24 protein-coding genes are annotated in these 24569 nt (G+C 64.5%); 12 read left to right on the forward strand and 12 right to left on the reverse strand.

Annotated features, from left to right (window positions below; all coding sequences use genetic code 11):
• The first annotated feature begins 29 nt into the window (after positions 1-29).
• The 4 genes from FJ951_RS10795 to FJ951_RS10810 all read left to right on the forward strand — a co-directional run bounded on the left by FJ951_RS10795 (position 30) and on the right by FJ951_RS10810 (position 5000).
• Entirely contained in the window at positions 30-863 is an 834-nt protein-coding gene (locus tag FJ951_RS10795; RefSeq protein ID WP_210239614.1) for a 3-keto-5-aminohexanoate cleavage protein, read from the forward strand.
• 213 nt (positions 864-1076) lie between these two features.
• Complete coding sequence (locus FJ951_RS10800) at positions 1077-1697, forward strand: (2Fe-2S)-binding protein (RefSeq protein WP_140498389.1); 621 nt, start codon at positions 1077-1079, stop codon at positions 1695-1697.
• A gap of 1 nt (position 1698) precedes the next feature.
• Positions 1699-2718: a xanthine dehydrogenase family protein subunit M gene (locus FJ951_RS10805; RefSeq protein ID WP_140515011.1), complete on the forward strand. Its 1020-nt coding sequence runs from the start codon at positions 1699-1701 to the stop codon at positions 2716-2718.
• A gap of 2 nt (positions 2719-2720) precedes the next feature.
• A complete protein-coding gene (locus tag FJ951_RS10810) occupies positions 2721-5000 on the forward strand; it encodes a xanthine dehydrogenase family protein molybdopterin-binding subunit (RefSeq protein WP_140515013.1) in 2280 nt (759 codons plus the stop codon).
• A gap of 214 nt (positions 5001-5214) precedes the next feature.
• Here the strand turns inward: FJ951_RS10810 and FJ951_RS10815 are convergent, their stop codons facing one another.
• Together FJ951_RS10815 and FJ951_RS10820 are read right to left on the reverse strand one after the other, a co-directional pair.
• The gene (locus FJ951_RS10815; RefSeq protein WP_224619155.1) at positions 5215-5496 is read right to left on the reverse strand and encodes a hypothetical protein; all 282 of its coding nucleotides are present in this window, start codon (positions 5494-5496) and stop codon (positions 5215-5217) included.
• 93 nt (positions 5497-5589) lie between these two features.
• Positions 5590-5805: a hypothetical protein gene (locus FJ951_RS10820; RefSeq protein ID WP_140498386.1), complete on the reverse strand. Its 216-nt coding sequence runs from the start codon at positions 5803-5805 to the stop codon at positions 5590-5592.
• Positions 5806-5868: 63 nt separating this feature from the next.
• Between FJ951_RS10820 and FJ951_RS10825 the strand changes: the two genes are divergently transcribed.
• The 3 genes from FJ951_RS10825 to FJ951_RS10835 all read left to right on the forward strand — a co-directional run bounded on the left by FJ951_RS10825 (position 5869) and on the right by FJ951_RS10835 (position 8564).
• Positions 5869-6888 (forward strand): isopenicillin N synthase family oxygenase, encoded by a 1020-nt coding sequence (locus FJ951_RS10825; RefSeq protein ID WP_140515014.1) that lies wholly within the window; start codon positions 5869-5871, stop codon positions 6886-6888.
• A 325-nt stretch (positions 6889-7213) separates the two neighbouring features.
• The gene (locus FJ951_RS10830; RefSeq protein ID WP_140515016.1) at positions 7214-7903 is read left to right on the forward strand and encodes an SDR family NAD(P)-dependent oxidoreductase; all 690 of its coding nucleotides are present in this window, start codon (positions 7214-7216) and stop codon (positions 7901-7903) included.
• A gap of 409 nt (positions 7904-8312) precedes the next feature.
• Positions 8313-8564: a DUF768 domain-containing protein gene (locus tag FJ951_RS10835; protein WP_140498383.1), complete on the forward strand. Its 252-nt coding sequence runs from the start codon at positions 8313-8315 to the stop codon at positions 8562-8564.
• A gap of 52 nt (positions 8565-8616) precedes the next feature.
• Here the strand turns inward: FJ951_RS10835 and FJ951_RS10840 are convergent, their stop codons facing one another.
• The 3 genes from FJ951_RS10840 to FJ951_RS10850 all read right to left on the reverse strand — a co-directional run bounded on the left by FJ951_RS10840 (position 8617) and on the right by FJ951_RS10850 (position 12408).
• Positions 8617-9735 (reverse strand): P1 family peptidase, encoded by a 1119-nt coding sequence (locus tag FJ951_RS10840; RefSeq protein ID WP_140515017.1) that lies wholly within the window; start codon positions 9733-9735, stop codon positions 8617-8619.
• An 8-nt stretch (positions 9736-9743) separates the two neighbouring features.
• The gene (gene xseA, locus FJ951_RS10845; protein ID WP_140515019.1) at positions 9744-11375 is read right to left on the reverse strand and encodes an exodeoxyribonuclease VII large subunit; all 1632 of its coding nucleotides are present in this window, start codon (positions 11373-11375) and stop codon (positions 9744-9746) included.
• Between the two features lie 76 nt (positions 11376-11451).
• Entirely contained in the window at positions 11452-12408 is a 957-nt protein-coding gene (locus FJ951_RS10850; protein ID WP_140498380.1) for a LysR substrate-binding domain-containing protein, read from the reverse strand.
• Between the two features lie 177 nt (positions 12409-12585).
• Here FJ951_RS10850 and FJ951_RS10855 point away from each other — a divergent pair, with 177 nt between their 5' ends.
• The gene (locus FJ951_RS10855; RefSeq protein WP_140498379.1) at positions 12586-12876 is read left to right on the forward strand and encodes a DUF1127 domain-containing protein; all 291 of its coding nucleotides are present in this window, start codon (positions 12586-12588) and stop codon (positions 12874-12876) included.
• Positions 12877-13045: 169 nt separating this feature from the next.
• Here the strand turns inward: FJ951_RS10855 and FJ951_RS10860 are convergent, their stop codons facing one another.
• The 4 genes from FJ951_RS10860 to FJ951_RS10875 all read right to left on the reverse strand — a co-directional run bounded on the left by FJ951_RS10860 (position 13046) and on the right by FJ951_RS10875 (position 17238).
• Positions 13046-14092 carry a DUF937 domain-containing protein gene (locus tag FJ951_RS10860; protein ID WP_140515021.1) on the reverse strand — a complete coding sequence of 349 codons (1047 nt, stop codon included), beginning with the start codon at positions 14090-14092 and terminating at the stop codon, positions 13046-13048.
• 99 nt (positions 14093-14191) lie between these two features.
• Positions 14192-15565, reverse strand: a complete 1374-nt coding sequence (locus FJ951_RS10865) for a glutamate--cysteine ligase (RefSeq protein ID WP_140515023.1) — start codon at positions 15563-15565, stop codon at positions 14192-14194.
• Positions 15566-15809: 244 nt separating this feature from the next.
• Positions 15810-16544, reverse strand: a complete 735-nt coding sequence (locus FJ951_RS10870; protein ID WP_140515024.1) for a 16S rRNA (uracil(1498)-N(3))-methyltransferase — start codon at positions 16542-16544, stop codon at positions 15810-15812.
• Positions 16545-16575: 31 nt separating this feature from the next.
• Complete coding sequence (locus FJ951_RS10875; protein ID WP_140515026.1) at positions 16576-17238, reverse strand: hypothetical protein; 663 nt, start codon at positions 17236-17238, stop codon at positions 16576-16578.
• Positions 17239-17326: 88 nt separating this feature from the next.
• Between FJ951_RS10875 and FJ951_RS10880 the strand changes: the two genes are divergently transcribed.
• Both FJ951_RS10880 and FJ951_RS10885 read left to right on the forward strand, forming a co-directional pair.
• The gene (locus tag FJ951_RS10880) at positions 17327-18025 is read left to right on the forward strand and encodes a type 1 glutamine amidotransferase (protein WP_140515250.1); all 699 of its coding nucleotides are present in this window, start codon (positions 17327-17329) and stop codon (positions 18023-18025) included.
• Between the two features lie 281 nt (positions 18026-18306).
• On the forward strand, positions 18307-18447 hold the full coding sequence (locus FJ951_RS10885) for a hypothetical protein (protein ID WP_181165325.1): 141 nt from the start codon (positions 18307-18309) through the stop codon (positions 18445-18447).
• A gap of 40 nt (positions 18448-18487) precedes the next feature.
• Here FJ951_RS10885 and FJ951_RS10890 read toward each other — a convergent pair whose 3' ends face one another.
• The 3 genes from FJ951_RS10890 to FJ951_RS10900 are packed head-to-tail and all read right to left on the reverse strand — an operon-like array spanning position 18488 to position 21260.
• A complete protein-coding gene (locus tag FJ951_RS10890) occupies positions 18488-19255 on the reverse strand; it encodes a metallophosphoesterase family protein (protein WP_140498373.1) in 768 nt (255 codons plus the stop codon).
• Between the two features lie 39 nt (positions 19256-19294).
• Positions 19295-20431, reverse strand: coding sequence for an alpha-hydroxy acid oxidase (locus FJ951_RS10895; protein WP_140515028.1), 1137 nt, complete (start codon positions 20429-20431; stop codon positions 19295-19297).
• A gap of 25 nt (positions 20432-20456) precedes the next feature.
• The gene (locus FJ951_RS10900) at positions 20457-21260 is read right to left on the reverse strand and encodes an FCD domain-containing protein (RefSeq protein WP_140515030.1); all 804 of its coding nucleotides are present in this window, start codon (positions 21258-21260) and stop codon (positions 20457-20459) included.
• Between the two features lie 210 nt (positions 21261-21470).
• Here FJ951_RS10900 and FJ951_RS10905 point away from each other — a divergent pair, with 210 nt between their 5' ends.
• Together FJ951_RS10905 and FJ951_RS10910 are read left to right on the forward strand one after the other, a co-directional pair.
• Positions 21471-22793: a DUF3422 family protein gene (locus tag FJ951_RS10905; protein WP_140498370.1), complete on the forward strand. Its 1323-nt coding sequence runs from the start codon at positions 21471-21473 to the stop codon at positions 22791-22793.
• Between the two features lie 160 nt (positions 22794-22953).
• A complete protein-coding gene (locus FJ951_RS10910; protein WP_140515031.1) occupies positions 22954-24450 on the forward strand; it encodes an FAD-linked oxidase C-terminal domain-containing protein in 1497 nt (498 codons plus the stop codon).
• Positions 24451-24569 lie beyond the last annotated feature (119 nt).

Below are 24569 nucleotides of genomic sequence, written 5' to 3' on the forward strand. Positions count from 1 at the left end.
GGGAGAGCCAATTGGGCCCGGAGATGAAATTGAAGCCGTTGCTGATCATGGTTGCGCCGAACGGAGCGCGCAGAACGAAGGCCGATCATCCGGCTCTGCCGATGACCGCCGACGAACTTGCCGAAACGGCGAGGCAGTGTCTCGCTGCCGGCGCCGCCGCCATCCATGTGCATGTCCGCGATGCTTCAGGCCGGCACACGCTTGACGCCGCGCTTTACCGGGATGCCATCGCGGCGATCCGGGAGCGGACGCAGGGCGTCATGGCGATCCAGATCACGACTGAAGCGATCGGGCTCTATTCGCCACGCGAACAGATGGACCTTGTTCGGGCGCTTCATCCGGTTTCCGTCTCGATCGGCTTGCGTGAGATAATCAGCGATGGCGAGGCGGAGCCGGCCCGCTTCTTCGCGTGGGCCGGTCGGGAAGGCATCGCGGTCCAGCACATTCTCTATGATCGGGCCGATCTCGACCGTTTCATCGATCTGCGGCGGCGAGGCATTCTGGCGGAGCCCACAAGCCCCCGGCTGCTGTTCGTCCTTGGACGCTATGCCGCCGATCAGGAAAGCCGGCCCGAAGACCTCGATGTCTTCCTTGAAGGGCTCGATGCGCATGGTCTTGAAGGCGCCGTATGGTCGGTCTGCGCCTTCGGACGGGGCGAGACCTTGGCGCTGACGGCGGCGATCGCGGCGGGAGGGCACGTGCGGGTCGGCTTCGAGAACTCTCTCTGGCACGCCGATGGCAGCCTCGCCCGCGACAATGCCGAACGGGTCGCGGCAATCGTCGAAGCCGCTGGCCGCACGGGGCGCCCGATTGCTTCTGCCGCGCAGGCGCTTGATATTCTCGGAATTGCCCGCCAGCAGTGAGGGCCCGCGCGCCTTGTTAGGGGATCGGCCGCGCGCCTGCAAATTCGCCAGGGTAGGACGGGCACGGTCTCGAACGGACCCGTCATATCCTTGCATCCAAATCGGGCGGCTTGCCTTGCGAGCCGTCTTCCTTGTGCGTTTTATCGCGGATGGCCCGGAACAATGGCCCCGATGAGGGGTTTGGTCGCGACATAGCGAGCGACGGAGCCAGCGATGTCCGAGCATGTTCCCCCAAACTCCTCCAGTCTCAGCAGACGAAGCTTTATGACCGCGACCGTCTCCGCGGCTGCGGTGACTCCGCTTCTGGCCTCGACAGCCAGGTCCGAGGAGCCTCCGGCTGCTGCCGCCAAGCCAAACGAGCCTGTCATGACAACACTGACCATCAACAAGCAGCCATACAATCTGGCGCTCGACAGCCGAACCAGCCTGCTCGACGCCTTGCGCGACCATGTCGGCCTGACGGGCACGAAGAAAGGTTGCGATCATGGCCAATGCGGTGCCTGTACGGTGCTGGTCGATGGCCATCGCGTGCTCTCCTGCCTCAGCTTCGCGGTGATGAACGAGGGCAAGGCGGTAACCACCGTCGAAGGGTTGGCGTCGACGGATGGCGGCCTGCATCCGATGCAGCAGGCCTTCATCGATCACGATGCGTTCCAGTGCGGCTATTGCACGCCCGGCCAGATCATGTCCGCGATCGGCTGCGTCCACGAAGGACATGCCGGTTCAGAGGACGACATTCGCGAATATATGAGCGGCAACCTTTGCCGATGCGCGGCATACCCGAACATCGTCGCGGCAATCGTCCAGGCCCGCGACCAGATCAGGAGGGCCTGAGATGCATCCTTTCGTCTATGAGAGGCCCGCCAGCCTCTCCGCGGCGGTCGCCGTCGCCTCGCGCTCGGCCACCAGGCATCCGCCGACGCAAGCCCCCGCGCAGTTCATTGCCGGTGGCACCAATCTCGCCGACTATATGAAACTCGGCGTCGCCCGGCCGGAACGCTTGCTCGATTTGAACGGTCTCTCCGAACCGGCATTGCGGCGGATCGAGACCGATGGTGAGGGTCTGCGCCTTGGCGCTCTTGTGCGGATGGGCGACGCGGCCGAGAATGCCGAGATCAAGCGTCGGTATCCGGTGATCGCGGAGAGCCTGCAACTGGCGGCAAGCGGCCAGCTGCGCAACATGGCAAGTCTTGCCGGCAACATCCTGCAGCGCACCCGCTGCGAATATTTCCGCGAAACCTCATGGCCATGCAACAAGCGCGAGCCAGGCTCGGGCTGCGCCGCGATGGACGGGTTCAACCGCCAGCATGCCGTGCTGGGGACCAGTGAGAACTGCATCGCGACCTATCACGGTGACTTTGCCCAGGCCCTGATCGCGCTTGACGCCACGGTTCATGTCCAAGGCCACAACGGGCGGCGAAAGATTCCGTTTGCCAGCCTGCATCGCCTGCCCGAGGACAGCCCTCACATCGAGACCGACCTGGCACCCGACGAGATCGTCACCGCCATAGAGGTGCCCGCCGGCGCATGGACCAGGCGTTCGCGCTATCTCAAGATCCGCGATCGGCAATCCTATGCGTTTGCCCTTGCATCGGCCGCGGTCGCCCTCGACCTCGACGGCGAGACCGTGAACGAGGCGCGCATCGCGCTTGGCGGCGTGGCGACCGTACCCTGGCGGGCAAGAGCGGCGGAGGAGATCCTGCGCGGCAAGGTGCTCGACGAGGCAGCGGCGGCCGAGGCCGCCGAAGCCGCGTTCGCCGAGGCCCAGCCGCGTCGGCACAATGCATTCAAGATAAAACTCGGCAAGCGAACCTTGATCAGGGGGCTGCTCGAAACCCGTGACATGAAGGTGTGATCATGAACGTCGCCGCTCCACAGCCGAAGGAAAACATGGGACAGCCGCTGCCGCGTATCGATGCGCGGCTGAAAGTGACCGGCCAGGCCGAATACGCGGCGGATCTCCCGGCTGCCAACATTGCGCACGCCGTGCTCGCGACGAGCAGCATCGCCAAGGGCAAGGTCGCCAGGCTTTACCTGGATGACGCGCGCTCGGTGCCCGGCGTCCTCGACATCGTCACCTATGGCGACCTCGACAAGGTCGAGACGCCGAAATTCGGAAATACCGGCGCGAGTTCTATCGGGCCGCTGCATGACAAGGCGATCTTCCATGACGGTCAGATCATTGCGCTGGTGGTCGCCGAGACCTTCGAAGCAGCCGAGGAGGCGGCGCAAAGGATCCGCGCGGACTATGCCGAGGAAAAGCCGACCGCCAGTTTCGACATGCCGGGGACAAAGACCATCGACGCCGCCGGCAAAAGCCCGTTGTTCAAGGATGACGTCAAGGCCGGCGATTTCGATGCCGCCTATGAATCGGCCCCGATGAAGATCGATGCGCGGTATTCGACGCCGACCCAGCATCACAACCCGATAGAGCTGTTCTCGACCACCGCTGTTTGGCAAGGCGACCAACTCACCGTTTACGAGCCCTCCCAGAACGTGACCGGCTGGAAAGTCGAGTTGGCGCGGCAATTGAGGCTCGACCCAGCGAATGTGCGCATCGTCTGCCCCAACGTAGGCGGCGCATTCGGCTCGAAGGGGCCGATGACGGCGCGAACGGCCATCGTGGCTGTGGCCGCCAGGCGGCTTGGCCGGCCGGTGCGCTGTGTGGTCAGCCGCATGCAGGCGTTCGGCACCCACACCTATCGGGCCGAAACCCGGCACCGCATCCGCATCGGCGCCGGCAAGGACGGCCGCATCACTGCTTTCGGCCATGAGGGCTGGGAGGTGACCTCGAGACCCGATTCCTATGTCGTCGGCGGGACTTCGGCCACCGGTCGCATGTATGCTTATGGCTCGGTGCTGACGCATGTCTCGCTGGTGCAGGCGGATCGCAACACGCCCGGTTATATGCGCTCGCCGCCCGAGACGCCCTACGTCTATGCCCTCGAGAGCGCCATGGACGAAATGGCCGTCGCACTCGGCATGGACCCGATCGAATTTCGCCGGATCAACGAGCCCCAGAAGGAGCCGATCGGCGGCAAGCCGTTCTCCAGCCGGTCGCTGATGAAATGCTACGATCAGGCCGCTGATGCCTTCGGCTGGACGAGACGGGATGCGAAAGTCGGCTCGATGCGTGACGGAGACTGGCTCGTCGGCATGGGATGCGCGACGGCAGTCTACCCGACCGCGGCCGCGCCATGCGCGGCCCGCGTGCGCCTGACGGCCGAAGGAGACGTGCGCGTGCAGTGCGGCTCGCATGAAATCGGCACCGGTGTGCGAACCGTTGCCGGCCAGATGGCGGCGGAACGTCTCGGTGTCGACATCGGCAAGGTCGCCGTCGAGATGGGCGACAGTGCCTTGCCGCCGGCGCCGGTATCGGGAGGTTCGATTTCCACTGCCAGCGTCTGTTCGGCCGTGCTCAAGGCGTGTGATGCTGTGCGCACGAAATTGTTCGCCGCAGCGGTCGCGGAGGATGGCCCTCTTGCAGGCTCGCACAATGAGGAACTGGACCTCCACGAGGGACGGATCCTCACCAAGGGCGGGGCGTCGGCAAGCACCGCCGATATATTCAAGGCCATGCAGGTAGGCGCTATCGAGGAATATGCCGAATTCGCGCCGAAGGGCTCGACCCCCGAAGCGCTCAAAAAACTCTATGCCGGCCAGTCGGAATTCCATGGCGGCGAGTCCGACGCGGATTCGGTGAAATATGCGTTCGGGGCCGAATTCGTGGAGGTGCACATCAACAGCTACACGCGCGAAATCCGTGTGCCGCGCATTGTCGGTGCGTTCGCCGCCGGGCGCATCATGAACACGCGCACCGCGCGCAGCCAGCTGATGGGAGGCATGATCTGGGGCATTGGCCAGGCCCTGCATGAGGCGACCGAGATCGATACCCGCTATGCCCGCTATGTGAACCGCGACCTGCAGGATTATCTGGTCCCGGTGAATGCCGATGTCAGGGACCTTGACGTCATACTGGTTCCGGAGATTGACCATGAGGTCAATCCGGCTGGTGTGAAGGGCCTGGGCGAACTCGGCAATGTCGGCACCGCCGCTGCCGTCGCCAGCGCTGTCTACCACGCGACCGGCAAGCGGATCCGCGACTTGCCGATCAGAATTGACGATCTGATCGTTTGAGGACCGAGACAAAGAGGATTGCTCCGCCGCAACAAGCGTGGGTTTGTCCTCGCCCAGTTTCACTGCCTTGCGGATCGGGATGCTGATGCGTCAGGAACCGACTGTTTCATGCCAGGGTGATCCGGAACAGCCGGAACCCTTCCCGCCCCATCGAACGGAACTGACCGTAGGAGCGCTCAGCCTTGGCCGCGCAGGATGCTGACGACGAGCAGCGTCAGCGCCGTATTCCACAGCGCCTGCTCGGCCCGGTATTTGCACCGGCAGCCACCACGCCCTGCGCCTGGTCGATGGCGTGTCCCAGCAGGCGCGGAATGAAAAGCTGCAGCGTCGCGGCGATGAAGGTCGAGACGATGGTGATGGCGACCTGCCAAGGGTGGCGCAGCGTCATGCGCATGATACGCAGCAAGGTGCCAGGGCCCTTGCCCCAGGAGGCTTGCGCCACATGGGCAAACGATTTGCCGCGCCCCGCCGCGCTGCCGATTGCTTGCGTGTTCAAGGACCTATCCAAACCGATCCGGACTTTAGCCCGGACGAATGAAACAGACTCAAATTCAAGTGCCACGATGTTACGCGCCTCCCGCGCGGCCGTTCAAGGGCCAATGACAGCTTCGCGCTGTGCCTGAAATGACACGCCGCTGTTTCGCGCAATGATCGCGCTCATCGTCAGGCTGCCCGCCCAAATAGAAAAATTGTTCGTCCCGGCGGCATCGAAAAGCCGATCGTTCCTTTCCCGGCGCACTGAACTCCGTGAGATTTGGGGCATCGATGGCGGCTTCGGCCGCTGGAAAAGGAGCAGCACATCCACGGGCCCGGTTTTCCGGGCGAAGTTTTCAAGCAGCACCCGGAAAGAACCCGGAAAGGAGCTGACATGCCCAGAATAGTGCCCGTGCTCGATCTGAGCCGTCTCGAACAAGGCGCGTCGGAGCGCCGGACGTTTCTGGCGGATCTGCGCTCCGCCTCGCGCGATATCGGTTTTTTCTATTTGGCGGGCCACGGCATCCCATGGGCCGACATCAGCGAGACGCTCGCCGCTTCGCGGCGTTTCTTTGCCTTGCCGGAAGCCGACAAGCTGTCGATAGAGATGGTCAATTCCTCGCAGTTCCGCGGTTATACCCGCGCTGGCGGCGAACTGACCAAGGGCAAGGCCGACTGGCGCGAGCAGCTCGACATCGGCGTCGAGCGCCCGCCCATCGCGCAAGGCCCGGGAATTCCTGCTTGGACGCGGCTGCAGGGGCCGAACCAGTGGCCGTCGGCGTTGCCGGAGCTGAAGCCGGCGCTGCTGGCCTGGCAGGCGAAGGCGACGGCCGTGGCCATTCGTCTGCTCAAGGCCTTCGCGCTGTCGCTCGACCAGGCCGAGGACGCTTTCGATCCGATCTATGGCGGCGAACCCAATCATCGCATGAAGATCGTGCGCTACCCCGGCCGCGAAGCGACCGGCGGCGACCAGGGCGTCGGCGCGCATAAGGATGGCGGCTTCCTGACGCTGCTGCTCCAGGACGACAACAAGGGCCTGCAGGTAGACTATGACGGAAGCTGGGTGGACGTGGATCCGATTCCCGGAACGCTCGTCGTCAACATCGGCGAGCTGCTGGAGCTCGCCTCGAACGGCTATTTGAGAGCCACCGTGCATCGCGTCGTGACGCCGCCCGCCGGCGTCGAACGCATCTCGGTGCCGTTCTTCTTCAGCGCCAAGCTCGATGCCACGATACCGCTGCTCGAGCTTCCCGAGGAACTGGCGGCGCAGGCGCGCGGGCCGGCCAGCGATCCCGACAATCCGCTGTTTCGCGATGTCGGAACCAATGTGCTGAAGAGCAGGCTGCGCTCCCATCCCGACGTTGCGCGGCGTCATTATGCCGATCTGTTTGAGCCCGAGACCCGGGCAGGCTGAGCCATTCGGCAGGTAGAAATTTTTGTAGGGCAGCAAAATTTTAGAATTCTATTCGTCGTCAGCGCGCGAAAATGGGCTCAAGATAAAATTATCGTTCGAGGTTTCCTCCCATTCCTCCGAACGGTGTTCCCCTCTGAAGGTTATGACCTTCTTTCTGGCCGGGCCGTCTTCGCGCCCGGCCATTTTTCTTTGCCGGGAACAGTTTTTGCGGCCTGGGAGCGCGCCACGACGACACGCCATTTTCTTGGAAATGCTTTCTCTTGCGTTCCACTTGGGAAGGCGCAACCCTCTCCAATCCAGTCACCACCGCGAAAGAGAGATGCTCATGACATCCAATGTCGCCGTCATTGCCGGAGCGGGATCCGGATTGAGCGCCTCGCTTGCGCGCCTTCTCGCAAGGGAAGGTTTTCGTGTCGTGCTGGCCGCCCGCAACGTCGAGAAGCTCGACCCGTTGCTGGCGCAGACCGGCGCCCAAGCCGTGGCAACCGATGTCTCCGATGCCGCGTCGGTGCAGCGCCTGTTCGAGGTCGCTGACAAGGCCGGCCCGCTGTCGCTCGTGGTCTTCAATGCCAGCGGACGCGCCCGTGGCCCGATAGCCGAACTCGATCCAGAGGCTGTCAGGCAGGCCTTGCTGGTGGGGGCCTATGGCGGCTTCCTGGTTGGCCAGCAAGCAGCCAACCGGCTGCTTTCGCAAGGCTCGGGCTCGATCTTCTTCACCGGCGCGACGGCAAGCGTCAAGGGATTCGCCGGCTCGGCCGGTTTCGCGATGCCCAAATTCGGCTTGCGTGGACTGGCGCAATCCATGGCTCGCGAACTGGCCCCCAAGAACATCCATGTCGCGCATTTCGTCATCGATGGCGCCATTGCCTCGACCGTGCCGGGAGGGGCTCCCGACCCGCAGGATCGACGGTTATCGCCGGACGCGATCGCCGAGGCCTATCTCGGCATCCATCGCCAGAACCGCAGCGCCTGGACCTGGGAACTCGAGCTCAGGCCCTGGGTCGAGACCTTCTGATCGGCACGGTGACCTATGCGGCTTTCGCGGGGCTTCCATGCAAGGCGGCGGAGAGAGTCGACATTGCATGGGGATGTCACTATATAGCGGCGGCTTCGATGGCTTGTGCCTGGAAACGGCAACGTCATCGGGCAGCTGTTGTGACAGCCATTGAGATGCAAGCGGACCTGAAAACCGTAAGAAGCAAGTAGAAGCAGCCTCTCGAGGCGGGACAGGATTCCCGCCAAACGATACCCGCCCCCCAGAAACAGAAAATGTTCTTCAATCCTCTATTTCCTTTGGCTCTGTGGACCTTGGACGACATCGGCTTGCCGTCCGGTGGCGACTCGGCTGGAATGGGGACATGCATCCTTCACCGGATGCCGACGTTTATGATTACCAACCGGCTTCGCCGCCAGGGAAAAGCAATATGAGTGAGCACGCCATCGAATTCTTGCAGGGATGGATTGGCGAAAAAGTCCATTGCCAGTCCCACGCCAGGATCGAGAAGCAGGCCGAGACGCTGGCCAGGGAATGCGCTGCCAAGGCGGCCGAGGTCGGCATACCGCTGGAGGATATCCAGGAAGAAGTCGGCGACATCCAGGAACTCATCGCCTCCCGGCTCGAGGAAGCGGCCGAGGCCGACGAGCACCAGCAGGCCGCGAGCAAGGCCGCGGAATAATTCAGGAGCAATCCTGTATGAATACGCGGACCATTCGGTCCGCGTATTTGTCTCAGCCGAATTTCTCCTCCAGCCACGCCTTCGGCAGCGCCGGCACGAAATTGCCGTCGCGGCCGGTCATGTCTTCGTTGGCGACCATCGCATTGAGGACGGCTTCCTCGACGCCCTGGACCACGGCATCGAAGAACGGATCGATGTCGCTGTCGGGGATGAACTCGGCGCGAGCGATCCGGCCCGGCGGCGCCAGGGCCGCGTCGGGATTGGCGGTAGAGAAGGCGAGGAAGATGTCGCCGGAACTGTGATAGCCGAAGCCGCCGGTCATGGCGACGCCGAGCGGCACACGGCGGGCCAGCCGCTTCATCTGATGCGGCAGGAACGGTGCGTCGGTGGCAATAACGGCGATGATCGAGCCTTTTTCGGCACGTGGGGTGCCTTCGCGGATCGCCGGTTCGACGAGCTCCAGCCCGGCGCGCAGGCCTCGAAGCGTGAAATTGCGCCGCTTGCCGAAATTCGCCTGCACGAAGGCGCCGACAGTATAGGCACGCCCTTGCCATTCGGTGATGCGCGACGCGGTGCCCGAACCGGCCTTGAAGCCGAAGGCGATCATGCCGGTGCCGCCGCCGACGCTGCCTTCCTCGATCGGTCCGCTGGCGGCACCGTCGAGCGCCTCGGCAACATGCCCTGATGTCACGTGGTGGCCGTTGATGTCGTTGAGGAAGCCGTCATAGGTTTCCGCTGCCACCGGCAGTCCCCAGCCGCTGTCGAGTGCGGCCGGCAGCACTTGGCTCATCCAGCGCAGCGTGCCGTCGCGCGAAACGCCGCAGGAATGCGTGTTGGTGACGGTGATGGGGAAGTTGAAGGCGCCGGTCTCCTCGACGATATGCGAGCCGGTCAGTTCGCCATTGCCGTTCTGGCTGAAGATGCCGGCGAAGACCGGTGTGGCAAGGTCGGCCTGCGGCCTGGGCAGGATCGCGGTCACGCCGGTGCGCACCGGTCCCTGGCCCACGACGAGCGGGCCGTCGCCTGAAATCAGCGTGGAATAGCCGACCGACACTCCAGCCACGTCGGTGATCGCGTTGAACGGGCCGGGCGTGCCGTCGAAGCCGATACCGAAGCTTCGCGCGCGCGGCTTGCCGGAGGGCGTTTTGTGATGATGCGGATTGTCTGTCATGTCACGGTTCAGAATAGGGAGCCCTGGCTGCCGGGCTCCTTGGCCTTGGTCGCGGTTTTGGCGACCGGTCGTGGCCGCGCCGAGCCGCTGGTCGCGACAGCATCCGCCGTGCCGTCGGCGAACTCCAGGGACAGCGCCATCCCCGCCGTCAATTCCGCCGCACGCTTGACGACGGCGCCGTCGGCATCCTTCACCAGGGCGAAGCCGCGTGCCAGCACGGCCTTGTGCGACAGCGTCGCCAGCAAGCGGTCGGCCTGGGCGACGCGACTGCGCAGCCGCTCCAGCCTCAGCGATGCCGCATGCGTGCTGCGCCGCGTCAGCGCGGTCAGGAAATCCCTTTGGGTCCGCTGCCGCCGCGCCGTGGGCTCGATGGTGATGCGGCCCTGCAGCGCCGCCAATTGCTGCCGGTGCCGCTGCAGCGACGCCCGGGCGCATTTCGGCAACTGATCGGCGGCGCGATTGAGCTCCGCGCGCCGGGCCCTCGTCAGCGTGCGCAACGCGCCCTGTGCCCGCAGGAGATTGCGCTCGTTGGTCCGCCGCGCCTCGGCAATTCGCTGCGACAGCATTGCCGGCGTCAGTTTCAGGGCGAGGAAGCGTCCGCGCTTTCGTTCGGTCGAAACCATGAGGCCGCGCCCGAGCCGGCTCGCCGCCTCGTCGAGGCGACGACGTGGCAGCGCCAGCAACTGATCGGGCGAGGGCAGCGCACGCGCCGCCGCGCGCACGGACTGGCGCTTGCGCTCGAAATTGCGCGAAACCGCAGCCTTGAGCCGTGCGCCGAGACTGGCGAGCGCCGCTTCGAGGTCGGCCTTCACCGGAACGGCGATTTCGGCCGCCCCCGTCGGCGTCGGCGCCCTCACATCCGCGACGAGGTCGATCAGCGTCCAGTCGGTTTCGTGGCCGACGGCCGAGATCACCGGAATGGCGGAGGCGGCGACGGCACGGGCCAGGGCCTCGTCGTTGAAGCCCCACAAGTCCTCGAGGCTGCCGCCGCCCCGCGCCACGATCAGCAGGTCCGGGCGCTCGATGGTGCCATCCCTTGCCAGCGCGTTGAAACCGGCGACGGCGGCGGTCACCTCGGCGCCCGCGGTTTCGCCTTGCACCCGCACCGGCCAGACGAGCACATGCAGCGGAAAACGATCCTTGATCCGGTGGATGATGTCGCGGATGACGGCCCCCGTCGGCGAGGTGACGACGCCGATGACGCGCGGCATGAAGGGCAGCAACCGCTTGCGGCCCCCCTCGAACAGGCCTTCGGCCTGCAGCCGGCGCTTGCGCTCCTCCAGCAGCGCCATCAAGGCTCCGGCGCCCGCCGGTTCCAGATTGTCGATGACGATCTGGTAGTTGGATTTGCCGGGATAGGTGGTGAGCCTGCCGGTGGCGATCACCTCCATTCCTTCTTCGGGGCGGAATTTCAGCCGGCCCATCGTGCCTTTCCACACCACGGCGTCGAGCCGAGCGCGGTCGTCCTTCAGCGTGAAATAGGCATGGCCGGAGGAGTGCGGCCCGCGATAACCCGAGATTTCACCGCGCACCCGTACATTGCCGAAGGCATCCTCGACCGTGCGCTTCAGGGCGCCTGATATTTCGCTCACCGTATATTCGGTGGCGTTGCTGCGTGATTCGGATGCTGCTTCGCTCATCGGCCGATTGGGGGGTGGTTGCGCGCCGGCGTCAAGCTGGCTGTTTTCAGGTCGGCGTTCAGGTGCGTCTGATCGCTTACCAGCCCGGCAGGATCTGGTTCGGCTTGGTTCGCCGCATCTTGCTGAAGGCGAGTGCCGCGAAATCGAACGTTCCCGCCTCTTCGCCAAGCGGCACCGAGATGTTGTCCAGGCTTTCGGAAATGTGCCGGGCCAGTGCATCGACGATCTCCGGCCGCGAGGTTTGGCCGCGCATGATGCCGATGCGGCAGTCGGGCAGGGCGCCGAAGCCGTCGGCCTCGCCCAGCACCCGCATGCCGGGCCTGAGCGCGCATTCCGGCAGCACCGAGATCGCCAGGCCCGACAACACCGCGGCGGTGATGACCGTTGCGGAAAAGCTGGTGAACAGGATGCGATAGTCGCGGTTCTGCTGGTCAAGCACGTCGACGGCGGCGCGCCGCCAGATACAGTTTGGCCGGCCAAAGGCCATAGGCAGCGTTTCCTGCTCGTGCGTGGCATGGTTGGCCGAGGTGACCCACAGCAGCGGTTCGCGCCGCACCACCTCGGACTGGCCGCGCACGTCGTTATGCGTCACCAGCGCCAGGTCGAGATTGCCGCGCTTGATGTGTTCGACCAGCCCCGGCGTCGGTTCGCAGACGACGGTCAGTTCGACGCGTGGATTGGAACGCGTGAAGCGCGCCATGATCTCGGGCAGGAAACGGTCGGCGTAGTCGTCCGGCGTACCGATGCGGATGGTGCCTTCGAGCCGCCGGTCGTCGAAGGCGGCCAGCGTTTCGCGGTTGAGATAGAGCAGACGTCTTGCGTAGGAAAGCAGCTTGTCCCCTTCCTCCGTCAGTCGGTTGCTGCGCCCCTCCTTTTCGAACAGCGGCTTGCCGATCCGCTCCTCCAGCCGGCGCATCTGCATCGACACCGCCGACTGGGTGCGGTGCACCTCTTCGGCCGCCCGGGTGAAACTGCCAGTGTCGGCGATCGAGATGAAGGTCTGCAACTGATCGAGATCGAGCGGCGCTTTCATCGGCATGATCCATCACTAGTGTTGATGCTTAAGATTAGAAACATTCGTTGGATTAATCAATCGAGCAATGGCAAATTACTGATGTCCACATGAAGGCATGTGAATCGAAGCCGGAACGGCCGCTGTCGCCAGCGCCGATCGCCTGGTTTTGCCCGTTCGAGTCTGAAGGAGACCGACATGGTTACGTTTGATTTCGCCACCGAGACCTCGCGCATCACCACGCGTCCGGCCGTTGCGACGCGCGCGATCAATGCGGTCTCCAATGTCTACCAGGCCTGGAAAAACCGCCGTGCCTTCTATCGCCTCGGCGAGATGTCGGACGCCGAGCTTGCCGATATCGGCCTGACGCGCGCCGACCTGCACGTCGCCATCGACGTGCCGTTTGGCCGCGATCCGACGGCGATGCTGCGCGAAATCGCCAGCGATCGCGTCGAAACCATCGAGGACATCGCCCGCAGGGTGGCCTGATCGGTTGAATTTCGGTCCCGCTGAACCTTTCATCAGTCAGCGCGACCAAGGTTCATGCAGGCTTCCCACTCCCTGCCGGTCCCCCGCCGGCCTGCCTGCACGCTGCCCGGTCCTCCCAAGGACCGGGCTTTCTTTTTGCGCGAGGCAAAAGCCAAAACCTGGGCGACGGCTACCGCCGATCCATGCCGCGCTTGAACTGGTCGAAAATCGACTCCATGCCTTTCTGGTAGTCGTCGCGCTGCTGCGCTCCGGTCTCGAACATCTTACCGAACAGATCGTCGAACGGGTTCGTCGGCCTGCCGCTCGGATTGGCCTGCGGCTGCGGCGCCTGGGGCTGCCGCCGAGCTTGGGGCTGCGGCGCCGGCTGCTCGCCGCCTGATACACCGCCACCTTGCCGCAGCATCTCCTCGAAGATCTTGCCTAGCGGACTGTCGCCATAGGGGCTCTGGGTCTGCTGCGGCTGAAGCTGGTCTTGCGGCGGCTGCGCGCCACCGCCGAACATGTCGTGCAGCACCTTGCCGAGCGGATTGTCGCCAAAGGGGTTCTGTGTCTGCTGCGGTTGCGGCTGGGATCGGCTTTGCGGCTGTGGCGCGCCGCCGCCGAACATGTCCTGCAGCACCTTGCCAAGCGGGTTGTCCATGGGGTCTTGCGATGGCGGGCTCGGCTGCGGCGCCGGCGCCTGGGCGCCGCCCAAGCCTCCTCCCTGGCGCATCATCTGCTCGATGATCTCGCCCAGCGGATTGCTGCCGGCGGCGCCGAAGCCGCTGGCCGCCTGCATCTGCCCCCCGGCCAACTGATTGGTGGTCTGCTTGAACAGCCCGCCCATCATCATCGAGGCCAGGGCCGGCAGCATCTGTTGCAGCACCTGCTGGCTGATACCCGTCGCTTGCGCCGCCTGGCCGGCAACCGCGCGCGACAGATCCTTCGAGCCGAACAGATGCCCCAGAATGCCGTTGCCCTCATTGATGCCTTGCGGCGAGAAGGCCCGGGTCGCGTCCTCGAAATACTTGGCGTGCTGGCCGCTCGCCATCGCCGTCATGAAGGCGCCGAGCCCATAGGGATCGGCGGTGTTGCGCCTCAGTCCTTGCGAAAAGGCGGGCAGCAACGCCTCTACCGCAGATTGCGTCTGCTGCATCGAGAGCCCGTATTGTTGGGCAAGCGCCTGCATGCCGCTGCCGTTCTGGGCTTGCGCCAGCATGTCGAACAAGGAAGGCATTGGTCTCTCCTCCGGAAATCCTCGCCGGAGAAGCCTAATTCGTTTCCACCGCCGATTGAAGCGGCTTTTGCAGGAGCTCGGCCGCCTCGAAGCCGAGGGTCAATAGGCGTATTCCATGAACACCGGCTCGATCGAGCCGCCCCAGCGTGTGTGGTAGGCCGACAGCATCTCCTCGGCGCTGGTGGTGCCGCGCGCCACGACCTCGTCGAGCGTGTTGAGGAACGAGGTCTCGTCATAGCCGTCGCGGTTCTTCTTGCCGCGGTTCTTCAGCCCCATGCGCGAGATGGTAAGCACGTCGCGAGCGATGTCGCGCAACGTGGCGTTGCGGAACGGCGCCGAAATGCCTTGTTCGGGCACGGCGTTGCGCATCGCCAGCACTTCCCCGTAGGTCCAGCTCGAGGTCAGCGCCTCCGCCGCATCGAGCGCTGCCTCGTCGTAGAGCAGCCCGACCCAGAAGGCCGGAAGGGCGCAGATGCGCCGCCACGGCCCGCCATCGGCGCCGCGCATCTCGAGAAAGCGCTTCAGCCGCACGTCGGGGAAGAGCGTCGACAGATGGTTAGCCCAGTCGCCCATCGTCGGCAATCCGTCCGGGATTTCATTGCGGACGGCCCCGGCCATGAACTGACGGAAGGTGACGTGCGTCATGTCGTGGTACTGGCCGTCGCGGATGACGAAATACATCGGCACGTCGAGTGCCCATTCGACATAGTCGGCAAAACCGAAATCGGGCGAGAAGCAGAATTCGAGCAGGCCCGAGCGTTGGTTGTCGGTGTCCCGCCAGATGTCGCCGCGCCAGCTCTGCAAGCCGTTCGGCCGGCTTTCCGTGAAGGGCGAATTGGCGAACAGCGCCGTCGACAGCGGCTGCAGCTTCAGCGACACCTGCATCTTGCGCCGCATGTCCACCTCGCTCTCGAAGTCGAGATTAACCTGGATCGTGCAGGTGCGGTACATCATGTCGAGGCCCTTGGTGCCGACCTTGGGCATGTAGCGCGTCATGATCTCGTAGCGCGACTTCGGCATTTTCGGCGTCTCGGCCAGCGACCATTTCGGGCTGCCGCCAAGGCCAAGGAAGCGGATGCCCATCGGCTCGGCGATCTCGCGCACCTGCGCCAGGTGGGCATTGCCCTCGCGGCAGGTCTGGTGGATCGTCTCCAGCGGCGCGCCGGAGAGTTCGAACTGGCCGCCGGGCTCCAGCGAAATCGCGCCCTGGCCGGTCGGCTCGACCAGGCCGATGATGCGGCCGTCATCGATGATGGGGTCCCAGCCGAGCTTTGACTGCATGCCTTCGAGGATGGCGCGTATGCCGCGCTCGCCGCCATAGGGCACGGGCCCGTTGCCGTCGACGTAGAACGGGAATTTCTCGTGCTCGGTGCCGATGCGCCACTTGTCCCGCGGCTTGTTGCCCTCGGCCAGATGCGCGACGAGTTCGTCCATGCCTTCGATCGGCCGGAAATCGGTTGTGTCGCGCGCCATCATCAAGCCCCTGCGGCGCTATGATCCCGAAATCGACCTCGATTTTCGGGATATGCGCCAAAATCAAAGTACTACAGCGGCCTTTGCGCGTCGACGCGCGGCACTGCAGGGCGGCCGGAAGACCGCCGGCGCTAGATGGACGAAATGTCAGTAGCCGATCAAGCGAAAAATCCTGAGCCAGAGGTCAACAGGAATTGAACGATGCGGCTCTTCCCGTCTCCCTTGTGTGAGAAGGAAGAAACCCTCACCAATCGCCGATTGTGGCCTGCATCACCGCCAGTGCGGCCACGGCGGCCGTATCGGCGCGCAGGATGCGCGGGCCGAGCGGAATGGCAGTGACGAAAGGCAGAGCGCGCAACAGCTTGCGCTCCTCATCGGAAAATCCGCCTTCCGGCCCGACCAGCAGGCCGAGCTTCCTTTCGCTTACCGCTTGCAGCGCGGGCAGGGGATTGTTGGTCGAAGCGTCCTCGTCGCAGAAGACCAGCCGCCGATCCGTGTCCCAGCCGGTCAGCAGGCGTTCGAACTTTTCCGCTTCCCGCACCTGCGGCACCGCAAGTATGCCGCACTGCTCGGCCGCCTCGACGACGTTGGCGCGCAAGCGGTCGATGGAGGGTTTGGCCACTTGCGTGTGCTGGGTGATGACCGGCTGCAGCACGCCGGCGCCCATTTCGACCGCCTTCTGCACCAGATAGTCGAGCCGGCCCTGCTTCAGCGGTGCGAAGCAGTAGACGAGATCGGGCAGCGGCGGCTGCGGCCGTTGCCGCGCCAGCACCCTCAACTTCACCGCCTTCTTGGATTTGGCCGCGATGGCCGCCGACCATTCGCCGTCGCGGCCGTTGAACAACAGGATCTCGGCGCCCTCGCCAAGCCGCAGCACGTGCAGGAGATAATGGCTCTGCTGGTGGCCGGCGTCGAACTCGATCTCCGGCCCGAGATCGTCGGGCACGAACAGGCGTTGCATCTTGTAATTGGCGCGCATGGCCGAGGAATGGGCGAGCCGGCGGTTGGCGTCAAGCCTTGGCGGAAGGATGCCAGACGGGTTCGTAGCCTCGCCTCAACACCCCGATCGTGGTCGGCGGCGTCAGCAGCCGTAGCGGCCGATGAGCGAGGTCGTTGAAATCCTGCGCTCCGCAATATCCTGCGAACGACCAGCGCAGCGCCTTGCCGCGACGCAAGGCGTAGGCATTGCCTCCACCCTCGACCATCGTGCCGTCGGGCAGGCCTGCAAGCTCGTCAGCCGCCACCACCGGCGGCTTGCCGCCCGCGGCCAGCCGCTCCTTGTGCAGCCGCTTGTCGACCTGCGGCGCGCGCGGCTCCGTTATGCCGAAGGCTTCGCCGAAGCGACCCACAAAATCCCTGGCCCGTTCGCGCCGGCAGAAGAAGCAGGGCCGATGGCCCGCCGCCAGCGCCGTCACCTCGTCGAGGAAGAACAGTTCCGTCCAGCCCGCCTTGGGTCCCGATAGATCATCACGTCGCCGGTTGCGGCCCATCGGCTCGCGCCGCACGTCGCCGAAGTCGCAGACGCAGATGATCCAGGCGTGAAGCGCCCAGCGTTTTTTCAACAGCGTCCTGGTCTCGGGATCGTGGATGATGCCGCGATTGCCCATGAACAGGCCGCGCTCGGGCACGGCGTGGATAGCGCCGAACGGATCGACCCGGTTTTGCAGTGGCATAGTTTTCTCCGCGCGCCCGCATCTTGGCTGAAATGCCGGCGCCATGATATCGCTCGTCGCATCGTTTTCACGTCAGCAGGGTTTTGCGATGCGGGTGCTGGTGGTCCAGAACTACGACAACACCGGCCTCGGCCAGGTCGGCGCGGCACTTGCGGAAGCCGGTGCCGATCTCGACATCCGCCTTCCTTACAAGGGCGATCCGCTGCCGGATGATGCGAACGGCCACGACGCCATGGTGGTGCTCGGCGGCGGCCAGAACGCGCTGGCCGATGAGGAATATCCCTATTTTCCGGCGCTGCTCGAACTGACCCGCGATTTCGCCGGCAAGAACCGCGCGGTGCTCGGCATCTGCCTCGGCAGCCAGCTGGTTGCCCGCGCCTTCGGCGGCGAGAACCGCATCGGCGGCGCCAACGAATTCGGCTGGCGCGGCGTTTCGCTGACGCCGGACGCCAAGGCCGATCCGGTGCTGGCCGAGCTTCCGGAAAAGTTCCCGATCTTCCAATGGCACGACGACACCTTCGTGCTGCCTGAAAACGCCGTGCGGCTCGCCGGCAATGATGTCGCCGAGAACCAGGCGTTCCGCGTCGGCCGCGCCGTCTACGGCTTCCAGTTCCACTTCGAGGCCGATCGGCCGCTGGTGAAGGACTGGAGCACCTCTTTCGCGCCGATCATTGCAGCGCGCCACCCCGACTGGGCCGGCAAGCTCGATGGCGAAATGGCCCGTAACGGACCGGATGCCGATGCTGCCGGCCTTGCCATCGCCCGCGCATGGGTGGCGACGATCTGAGCATCATCTCTGCGGACCAGGGCGTGGCATAATTGGCACGCGGCGGTGAATCCGCCTGGGGAAAACCGGTTTCGTCCTTGGCTTGTGTACGCCCGCCATCCTAGAAGGCGCGCGCTCTGCATCACCGGTGCAACCGCGATGGACCTTTGTGTGGCCCGTGCGACACACCGCCGATACAGAACGTGCCTAGAAGCGCGAAATCGTCGAAACTTTGAGACGTATTTTCGGTTTCAACGCATTGGTAACCGCCTCGTGCACAGATGCAGGAAGCTCAACAAGAGATGACGTCCGTGAAAGCAGCGCTTCTGTCCTTTGCCATGATGTCCGCCATCGTGATTTGCGGTCTCGGCATCTATGCGGCCGATGCCGCCAACAACCACAACGCCGTCGACGGCTACGGCGTCACCGCTTCGCTGCGCTGAATAGCCGGACCGTTCGCGTCGTTTCCGCGACGCGCGCCACTCAAGCTTCCCTTATTGTCATTGTCAGAATGCGTTTGTCGGCGTCCTCGACAACGAGCGCGCTCAGCATGCCTGATTGCCAGGCGAGCGTATCGACATTGACGCGGTTGGCCATGACCTCCGCCTCGGGAACGGGCGTGTGGCCGTGCACCACGATCTTCGGGAAAAGGCCGGCGTGATCGTGGAAAACGTCGCGGATCCAGATCAGATCCTGCGGATTCTGGTTCTCCAGGGCAACGCCTGGCCGGATGCCGGCATGGCAGAAGAAGAAGTCGCCGAAGCTGATTGAGAAGGGTAGCGAACGCAGGAAATCGATATGGTGTTGCGGTACTGCTTCGAGCAGAGCCTGATGCCCCCGTCTCATCGTCTCCATCCTGCCGAACCAGCCGGCGTCGGCCGCGAGGGGCACACCGTAGGATAGCGCCGTCTGGACCCCGCCATAGCGCATGAAAAGCCCGTCCGGGTCAGGGGTATCGAGAAAATCGAGAAAGCCGAGATCGTGATTGCCGGCAAGCATCAGGTTTCGCGGATCGCGTTTGCGCGCCTCGATCAGGAAATCGACGACGTCCTTGGAGTCCGGCCCACGGTCGACATAGTCGCCGAGGTGGATGACGCGCCAGTCGCGAGCCGGCTTCCATTCGAGCTCGCTCTCGATTCGCTGATGCATGGCGGCCAGCAAATCGAGCCGGCCATGGACATCGCCGATTGCGTAGAGCCGCATGCCGTCCGGTCCGCGCGCGTCCAGGAAATGAATGTCGGGTTCTGCCAACGTATCGCTGTCTCCGTGATCAGGCCGTCGCCGACCTGGCTAGCGCCGGATCTGGTCCTTGCCCATGTCGGTCACCAGACGTTTTCCGCACAGCGCCAGTGTGATGTCCATCTCCTTACGTATGATTTCCAGCGCCTTGGTAACGCCTTCCTTGCCGAGCGCGCCCAGGCCGTAGAGAAACGGCCGGCCGATATAGGTGCCCCTGGCGCCGAGGCACAGTGCCTTCAGCACGTCCTGGCCGGAGCGGATGCCGCCATCCATGTGCACCTCGATCCTGTCGCCGACCGCGTCCGCGATTTCCTCCAGCGCCATGATCGACGAGGATGCGCCGTCCAACTGACGCCCGCCATGGTTGGAAACCACGATCGCATCGGCGCCCGTTTCAGCGGCCATCAACGCGTCTTCCTTGTCGAGAATGCCTTTCAGGATCAGCTTGCCGCCCCAGCGTTCCTTGATCCAGGCGACATCCTTCCACGACAGATGCGGGTCGAACTGCTCCGTCGTCCATGACGCCAGCGAAGCCACGTCGCCGACGCCCTTGGCGTGGCCGACGATGTTGCGGAACGTGCGGCGCTTCGTGCCGGCCATGCGCATCCACCAGCGCGGACGGACCGCGATGTTGGCGATGTTGGCCAGCGTCATCTTGGGCGGCGCCGAAAGTCCGTTGCGGACATCCTTGTGCCGTTGGCCGAGGATCTGCAGGTCGAGCGTCAGCACCAACGCCGAGCATTTCGCCGCTTTTGCCCGGTCGATCAGGTCGAGCACGAAGTCCTTATCGCGCAGCACGTAAAGCTGGAACCAGAACGGCTTCTTCGTCACCGACGCGACATCCTCGATCGAGCAGATGCTCATCGTCGACAGCGTGAACGGCACGCCGAATTCCTCGGCCGCCTGCGCCGCCAGCATCTCGCCGTCGGCATGCTGCATGCCGGTCAGGCCGGTTGGGGCCAGCGCCACCGGCATGGCCACCTTCTCGCCGATCATGGTCGATTCCAGTGAGCGGTTGCTCATGTCGACCAGCACGCGCTGGCGGAACTTGATCTTCTGGAAGTCCTCCTCGTTGGCCCGGTAGGTGCTCTCGGTCCATGCGCCGGAATCGGCATACTCGAAGAACATCCTGGGCACGCGCCGTCGCGCCAGGTCCTTGAGGTCGGCAATGGTGAGAATGTCGCTCATCGTGTCCCCGCTTGATCGATATCGTTCAGGAGCGTTTGCGCGCCGGTTCGGCATCGCCGGCTTCAGAGCGTTGCCTGAGCCTGAGCCGCGATACGCGCTGCCAGTCGCCGCTGCGCTCGGCTTGCGCCATCGACCGCTCGACATAGATCATGTGGTCCATCGCCGCCTGCCGCGCGCCGGCCGGGTCGCCGGCCTTGACCGCGATGTGGATCGCCCGGTGCTGGGCCAGCAGCGCATCGCGCGCGCCGGGCACCGTGAACACTAGCAACCGGTTCTGGAACACGCCTTCCGACAGCAGCCTGTAGCAGGAGCGCAGCGTATGCAGGAGCAGGATGTTGTGCGCGCATTCGCAGATCGCATGATGGAATTCGACGTCGATCTCGGCTTCGTCGTCGAAATCCCCGGTGCGGTGCGCTTCGTCCATGCGTGCCATGATGCGGTCGAGCAGGGCCAGGTCCTCCGGCGTGGCGCGCCGCGCCGCATATTCGGCGGCGATCCCCTCCACCTCGCGGCGATATTCCAGGTAATCGGCCACCGCCTTGCGATGCGTCGAGATCAGGTCCGCCACCGGCTTGGTGAACAGCTGGCCGATGATGTCGGCGACATATGTGCCGCCGCCCGGCCGCGTCGTCAAAAGGCCGCGTCCCTCGAGCGCCTTCAGCGCGTCGCGCAGGATCGGCCGGGACACATCGAACTGGCGTGCCAGCTCGCGCTCGCCAGGCAGCCGGTCGCCGGTGCGCAGCACGCCTTCGAGGACGAGGCTTTCGATCTGCTGCACCACCTCGTCGGCGGTTCGCGAGTGCTCGATCCTGGAAAAAATGTCGCTCAACGGCATGCCTGGGAGTGTTGAACCGGTGTCACGCAAGATAAAGCCAGCGTCGCCAACTGGTCAAATTATTTATCCAATTGGTCGAAGCGTGTCGGCTTCCCCGCTCGCGCCCATATCGTCTTCGGCTAAACTTTGCTGTTTGCGTCAGGAGCCTATTGGCTCTAGAGGACGCAACTGCAAGAGGGTTCAAAGAAACCCGGGGAACAAGCCGTGTCGCACGACCCGTCCAATCTCGAATTTCAGCCGCGCGCCAAGGGCAGCGTGCTCGGCTTTCCGGCGCATGAGGGACGGCCCGGCGCGCTGGGCGAAGTCCATGCCCGTCCGCACCCGCTGGTCGAGAAGCCGCGTGTGCTGATCCAGCTCGCCTTCATGACCGAGGGTGGCGCCGGCGTCGATCATTCGGTGCTTTCCGAGCTGTCGCGCCGGCTCGGCATAGCCGCGCCCGACCGTCAGGCCCGCCATCACGCCATGAGATGGGGCCAGGGCTCGTTGCGCTGGGAGCGGCATACCGAATTCTCCACCTATCTGTGGGAAGGGCCGCTTGCCGAAGGCGGCAAGGGCCAGGAGGATTCGCCGTTCGGCAACGGATTTTCTCCACCCGGAACCGTTATTTCAGGCATCCGGCTCGAGATCCGCAAATGGACGCAGGCGGGCGAGCGGTCGATCGCCGGCTTCGATCCGACCAGCCTCTGCTATTCGCTGGTCGAACGCGGCAATGCAGCAATCGTCACCGATTTCCGCCAGGATGGCGACGGCCTGACCCGTATGCTGATCCTTGACCGCGCCCTGACGCCGGCCAGTACCGGCGCCTTGTCGCAGCGGCTGATCGACATCGAGACCTACCGCACGCTCGCCATGCTCGGCCTGCCGTTGGCGCTGGCCTTGTCCGGTCGCGCCCGCCGTATCGAGGACAGGCTGGCCCAGATCACGCTGGAGATGAAACTCGCCGAGACCCGCGACAGCCAGAAATTGCTTGCCGACCTGACCGAACTCGCGGCTGAGTTGGAAGCCGACGCGGCGTCGAGCCTCTACCGCTTCGGCGCCAGCCGTGCCTATGACGGCATCGTCGGCGAAAGGCTGGAAGCGCTCGAGGAAGAAGCCGTACAGGGATATGACACCTGGGCGGGGTTCCTGCGGCGGCGCATGGCGCCTGCCATGCGCACCTGCCGTTCGGTCGAGGAGCGTCAGGCCAACCTGTCGCGCAAGCTGACGCGCGCCACCACGCTGCTGCGCACCTGGGTCGATGTCGAGGTCGAGAAGCAGAACCGCGACCTGCTCGCCTCGATGAACAATCGCGCCCGGTTGCAACTGCGCCTGCAGCAGACCGTCGAAGGCCTGTCGGTCGCGGCCGTTTCCTACTATGTCGTCGGCCTCGTCGGCTATGTCGCCAAGGGCGCCTCGATCTTCGGCCATGCCTTCGCGCCCGAAGTGGTCACGGCGGCGTGCGTGCCGCTCGCCATCCTGCTGGTCTGGTGGGGCGTGCGGCGGGTGCGGCGCATGCATTCCGAGCCGACGAAACATCCGGGCGAGTAGGCGCGCCTTTACTTCCCACAGGGTAAAGCGCGCCAGCGGCAGATTGCCGCTACGGAAGGCGTCCGTTGCGTCCGTGTCCGCTCTCGGTCAAAGCGGGGTTTGCAACCGACGCCCTTCACTGGTAAAAGATTTTGACCAGTCACGCGAGATGAGGCTGCCGATGTCCGGCCTTGCCATGCCCAAGCCAGACGACGCCACGATGCGCCGGCGCGGCGAGATCGTCGCCGACATGCGCATTATCGTGCCGGGCGAGGGTGTGGTCGACGCGGCCAACGAAATGCGCGCCTTCGAGAGCGATGGCCTGACCGCCTACCGGCAATTGCCATTGGTCGTGGTGCTTCCCGAAACGGTGGCACAGGTTTCGCGCGTGCTGAAATACTGCAATGACCGCAACATCCGCGTCGTGCCGCGCGGCTCCGGCACCTCGCTGTCGGGCGGCGCGCTGCCGCTGGAGGACGCGGTGCTCCTGGTCATGAGCCGCTTCAACCGCATTATCGAGATCGATTTCCCCAATCGCATCGTCGTCGCCCAGCCGGGCGTCACCAATCTCGGCATCACCACCGCCGTCGAGCAGGAGGGTTTTTACTACGCCCCCGACCCATCTTCCCAGATCGCCTGTTCGATCGGCGGCAATGTCGCCGAAAATTCCGGCGGCGTGCACTGCCTCAAATACGGCCTGACCGCCAACAATGTGCTCGGCATCGAGATGGTGCTGATGAGCGGCGAGGTGGTGCGGCTCGGCGGCAGGCATCTGGACGCGGAAGGCTACGACCTGCTCGGCGTCATGACCGGCTCCGAAGGCCTGCTGGGCGTCGTCACCGAAGTCATCGTGCGCATTTTGAAGAGGCCGGAGACGGCACGTGCGCTGCTGATCGGCTTCCCGACCAGCGAGCAGGGTGGCCAATGCGTCGCCGACATTATCGGCGCCGGCATCATTCCCGGTGGCATGGAGATGATGGACCGTCCGGCGATTCATGCGGCGGAGGATTTCGTCCATGCCGGATATCCCCTGGATGTCGAGGCTCTGCTGATCGTCGAGCTCGATGGGCCCAGCGTCGAGGTCGATCATCTCATCACCGCGGTCGAGGCGATCGCCATCCGCAACGGTTCGACCACCTGCCGCATTTCGCAGTCGGAGCAGGAGCGATTGAGCTTCTGGGCAGGGCGCAAGGCTGCCTTCCCCGCGGTCGGCCGTATCTCGCCCGACTATTATTGCATGGACGGCACCATCCCGCGCAAGGAACTGCCGCGCGTGCTGGCCGGCATGCGCGAGCTCTCCGAAAAATACGGGCTCGGCGTCGCCAATGTCTTCCATGCCGGCGACGGCAATTTGCATCCGCTGATCCTCTATGATGCCAACGTGCCGGGCGAACTCGACAAGGCCGAGAGTTTCGGCGCCGACATATTGCGGCTGTGCGTCAAGGTCGGCGGCGTCTTGACCGGCGAGCATGGGGTGGGCGTCGAGAAACGCGACCTGATGCCGGAAATGTTCAACCAGATCGACCTCGACCAGCAGATGCGGGTCAAATGCGCCTTCGATCCCAATCATCTGCTCAACCCGGGAAAGGTGTTCCCGCAACTGCGCCGCTGCGCGGAGCTGGGGCGCATGCATGTGCATCGCGGACAGATGGCGTTTCCGGACATTCCGAGGTTTTGAGGGTTATGTCAGCGCCTGAACGCCCCCCTCTGTCCTGCCGGACATCTCCCCCTCACGGGGGGAGATTGGCAGCTTCGTCGCTTCGCCCTTCCGCCAACGCTGGAGATTGGCGAAACCCG

This window comes from Mesorhizobium sp. B2-2-3, assembly GCF_006442405.1.
GTDB lineage: Bacteria > Pseudomonadota > Alphaproteobacteria > Rhizobiales > Rhizobiaceae > Mesorhizobium.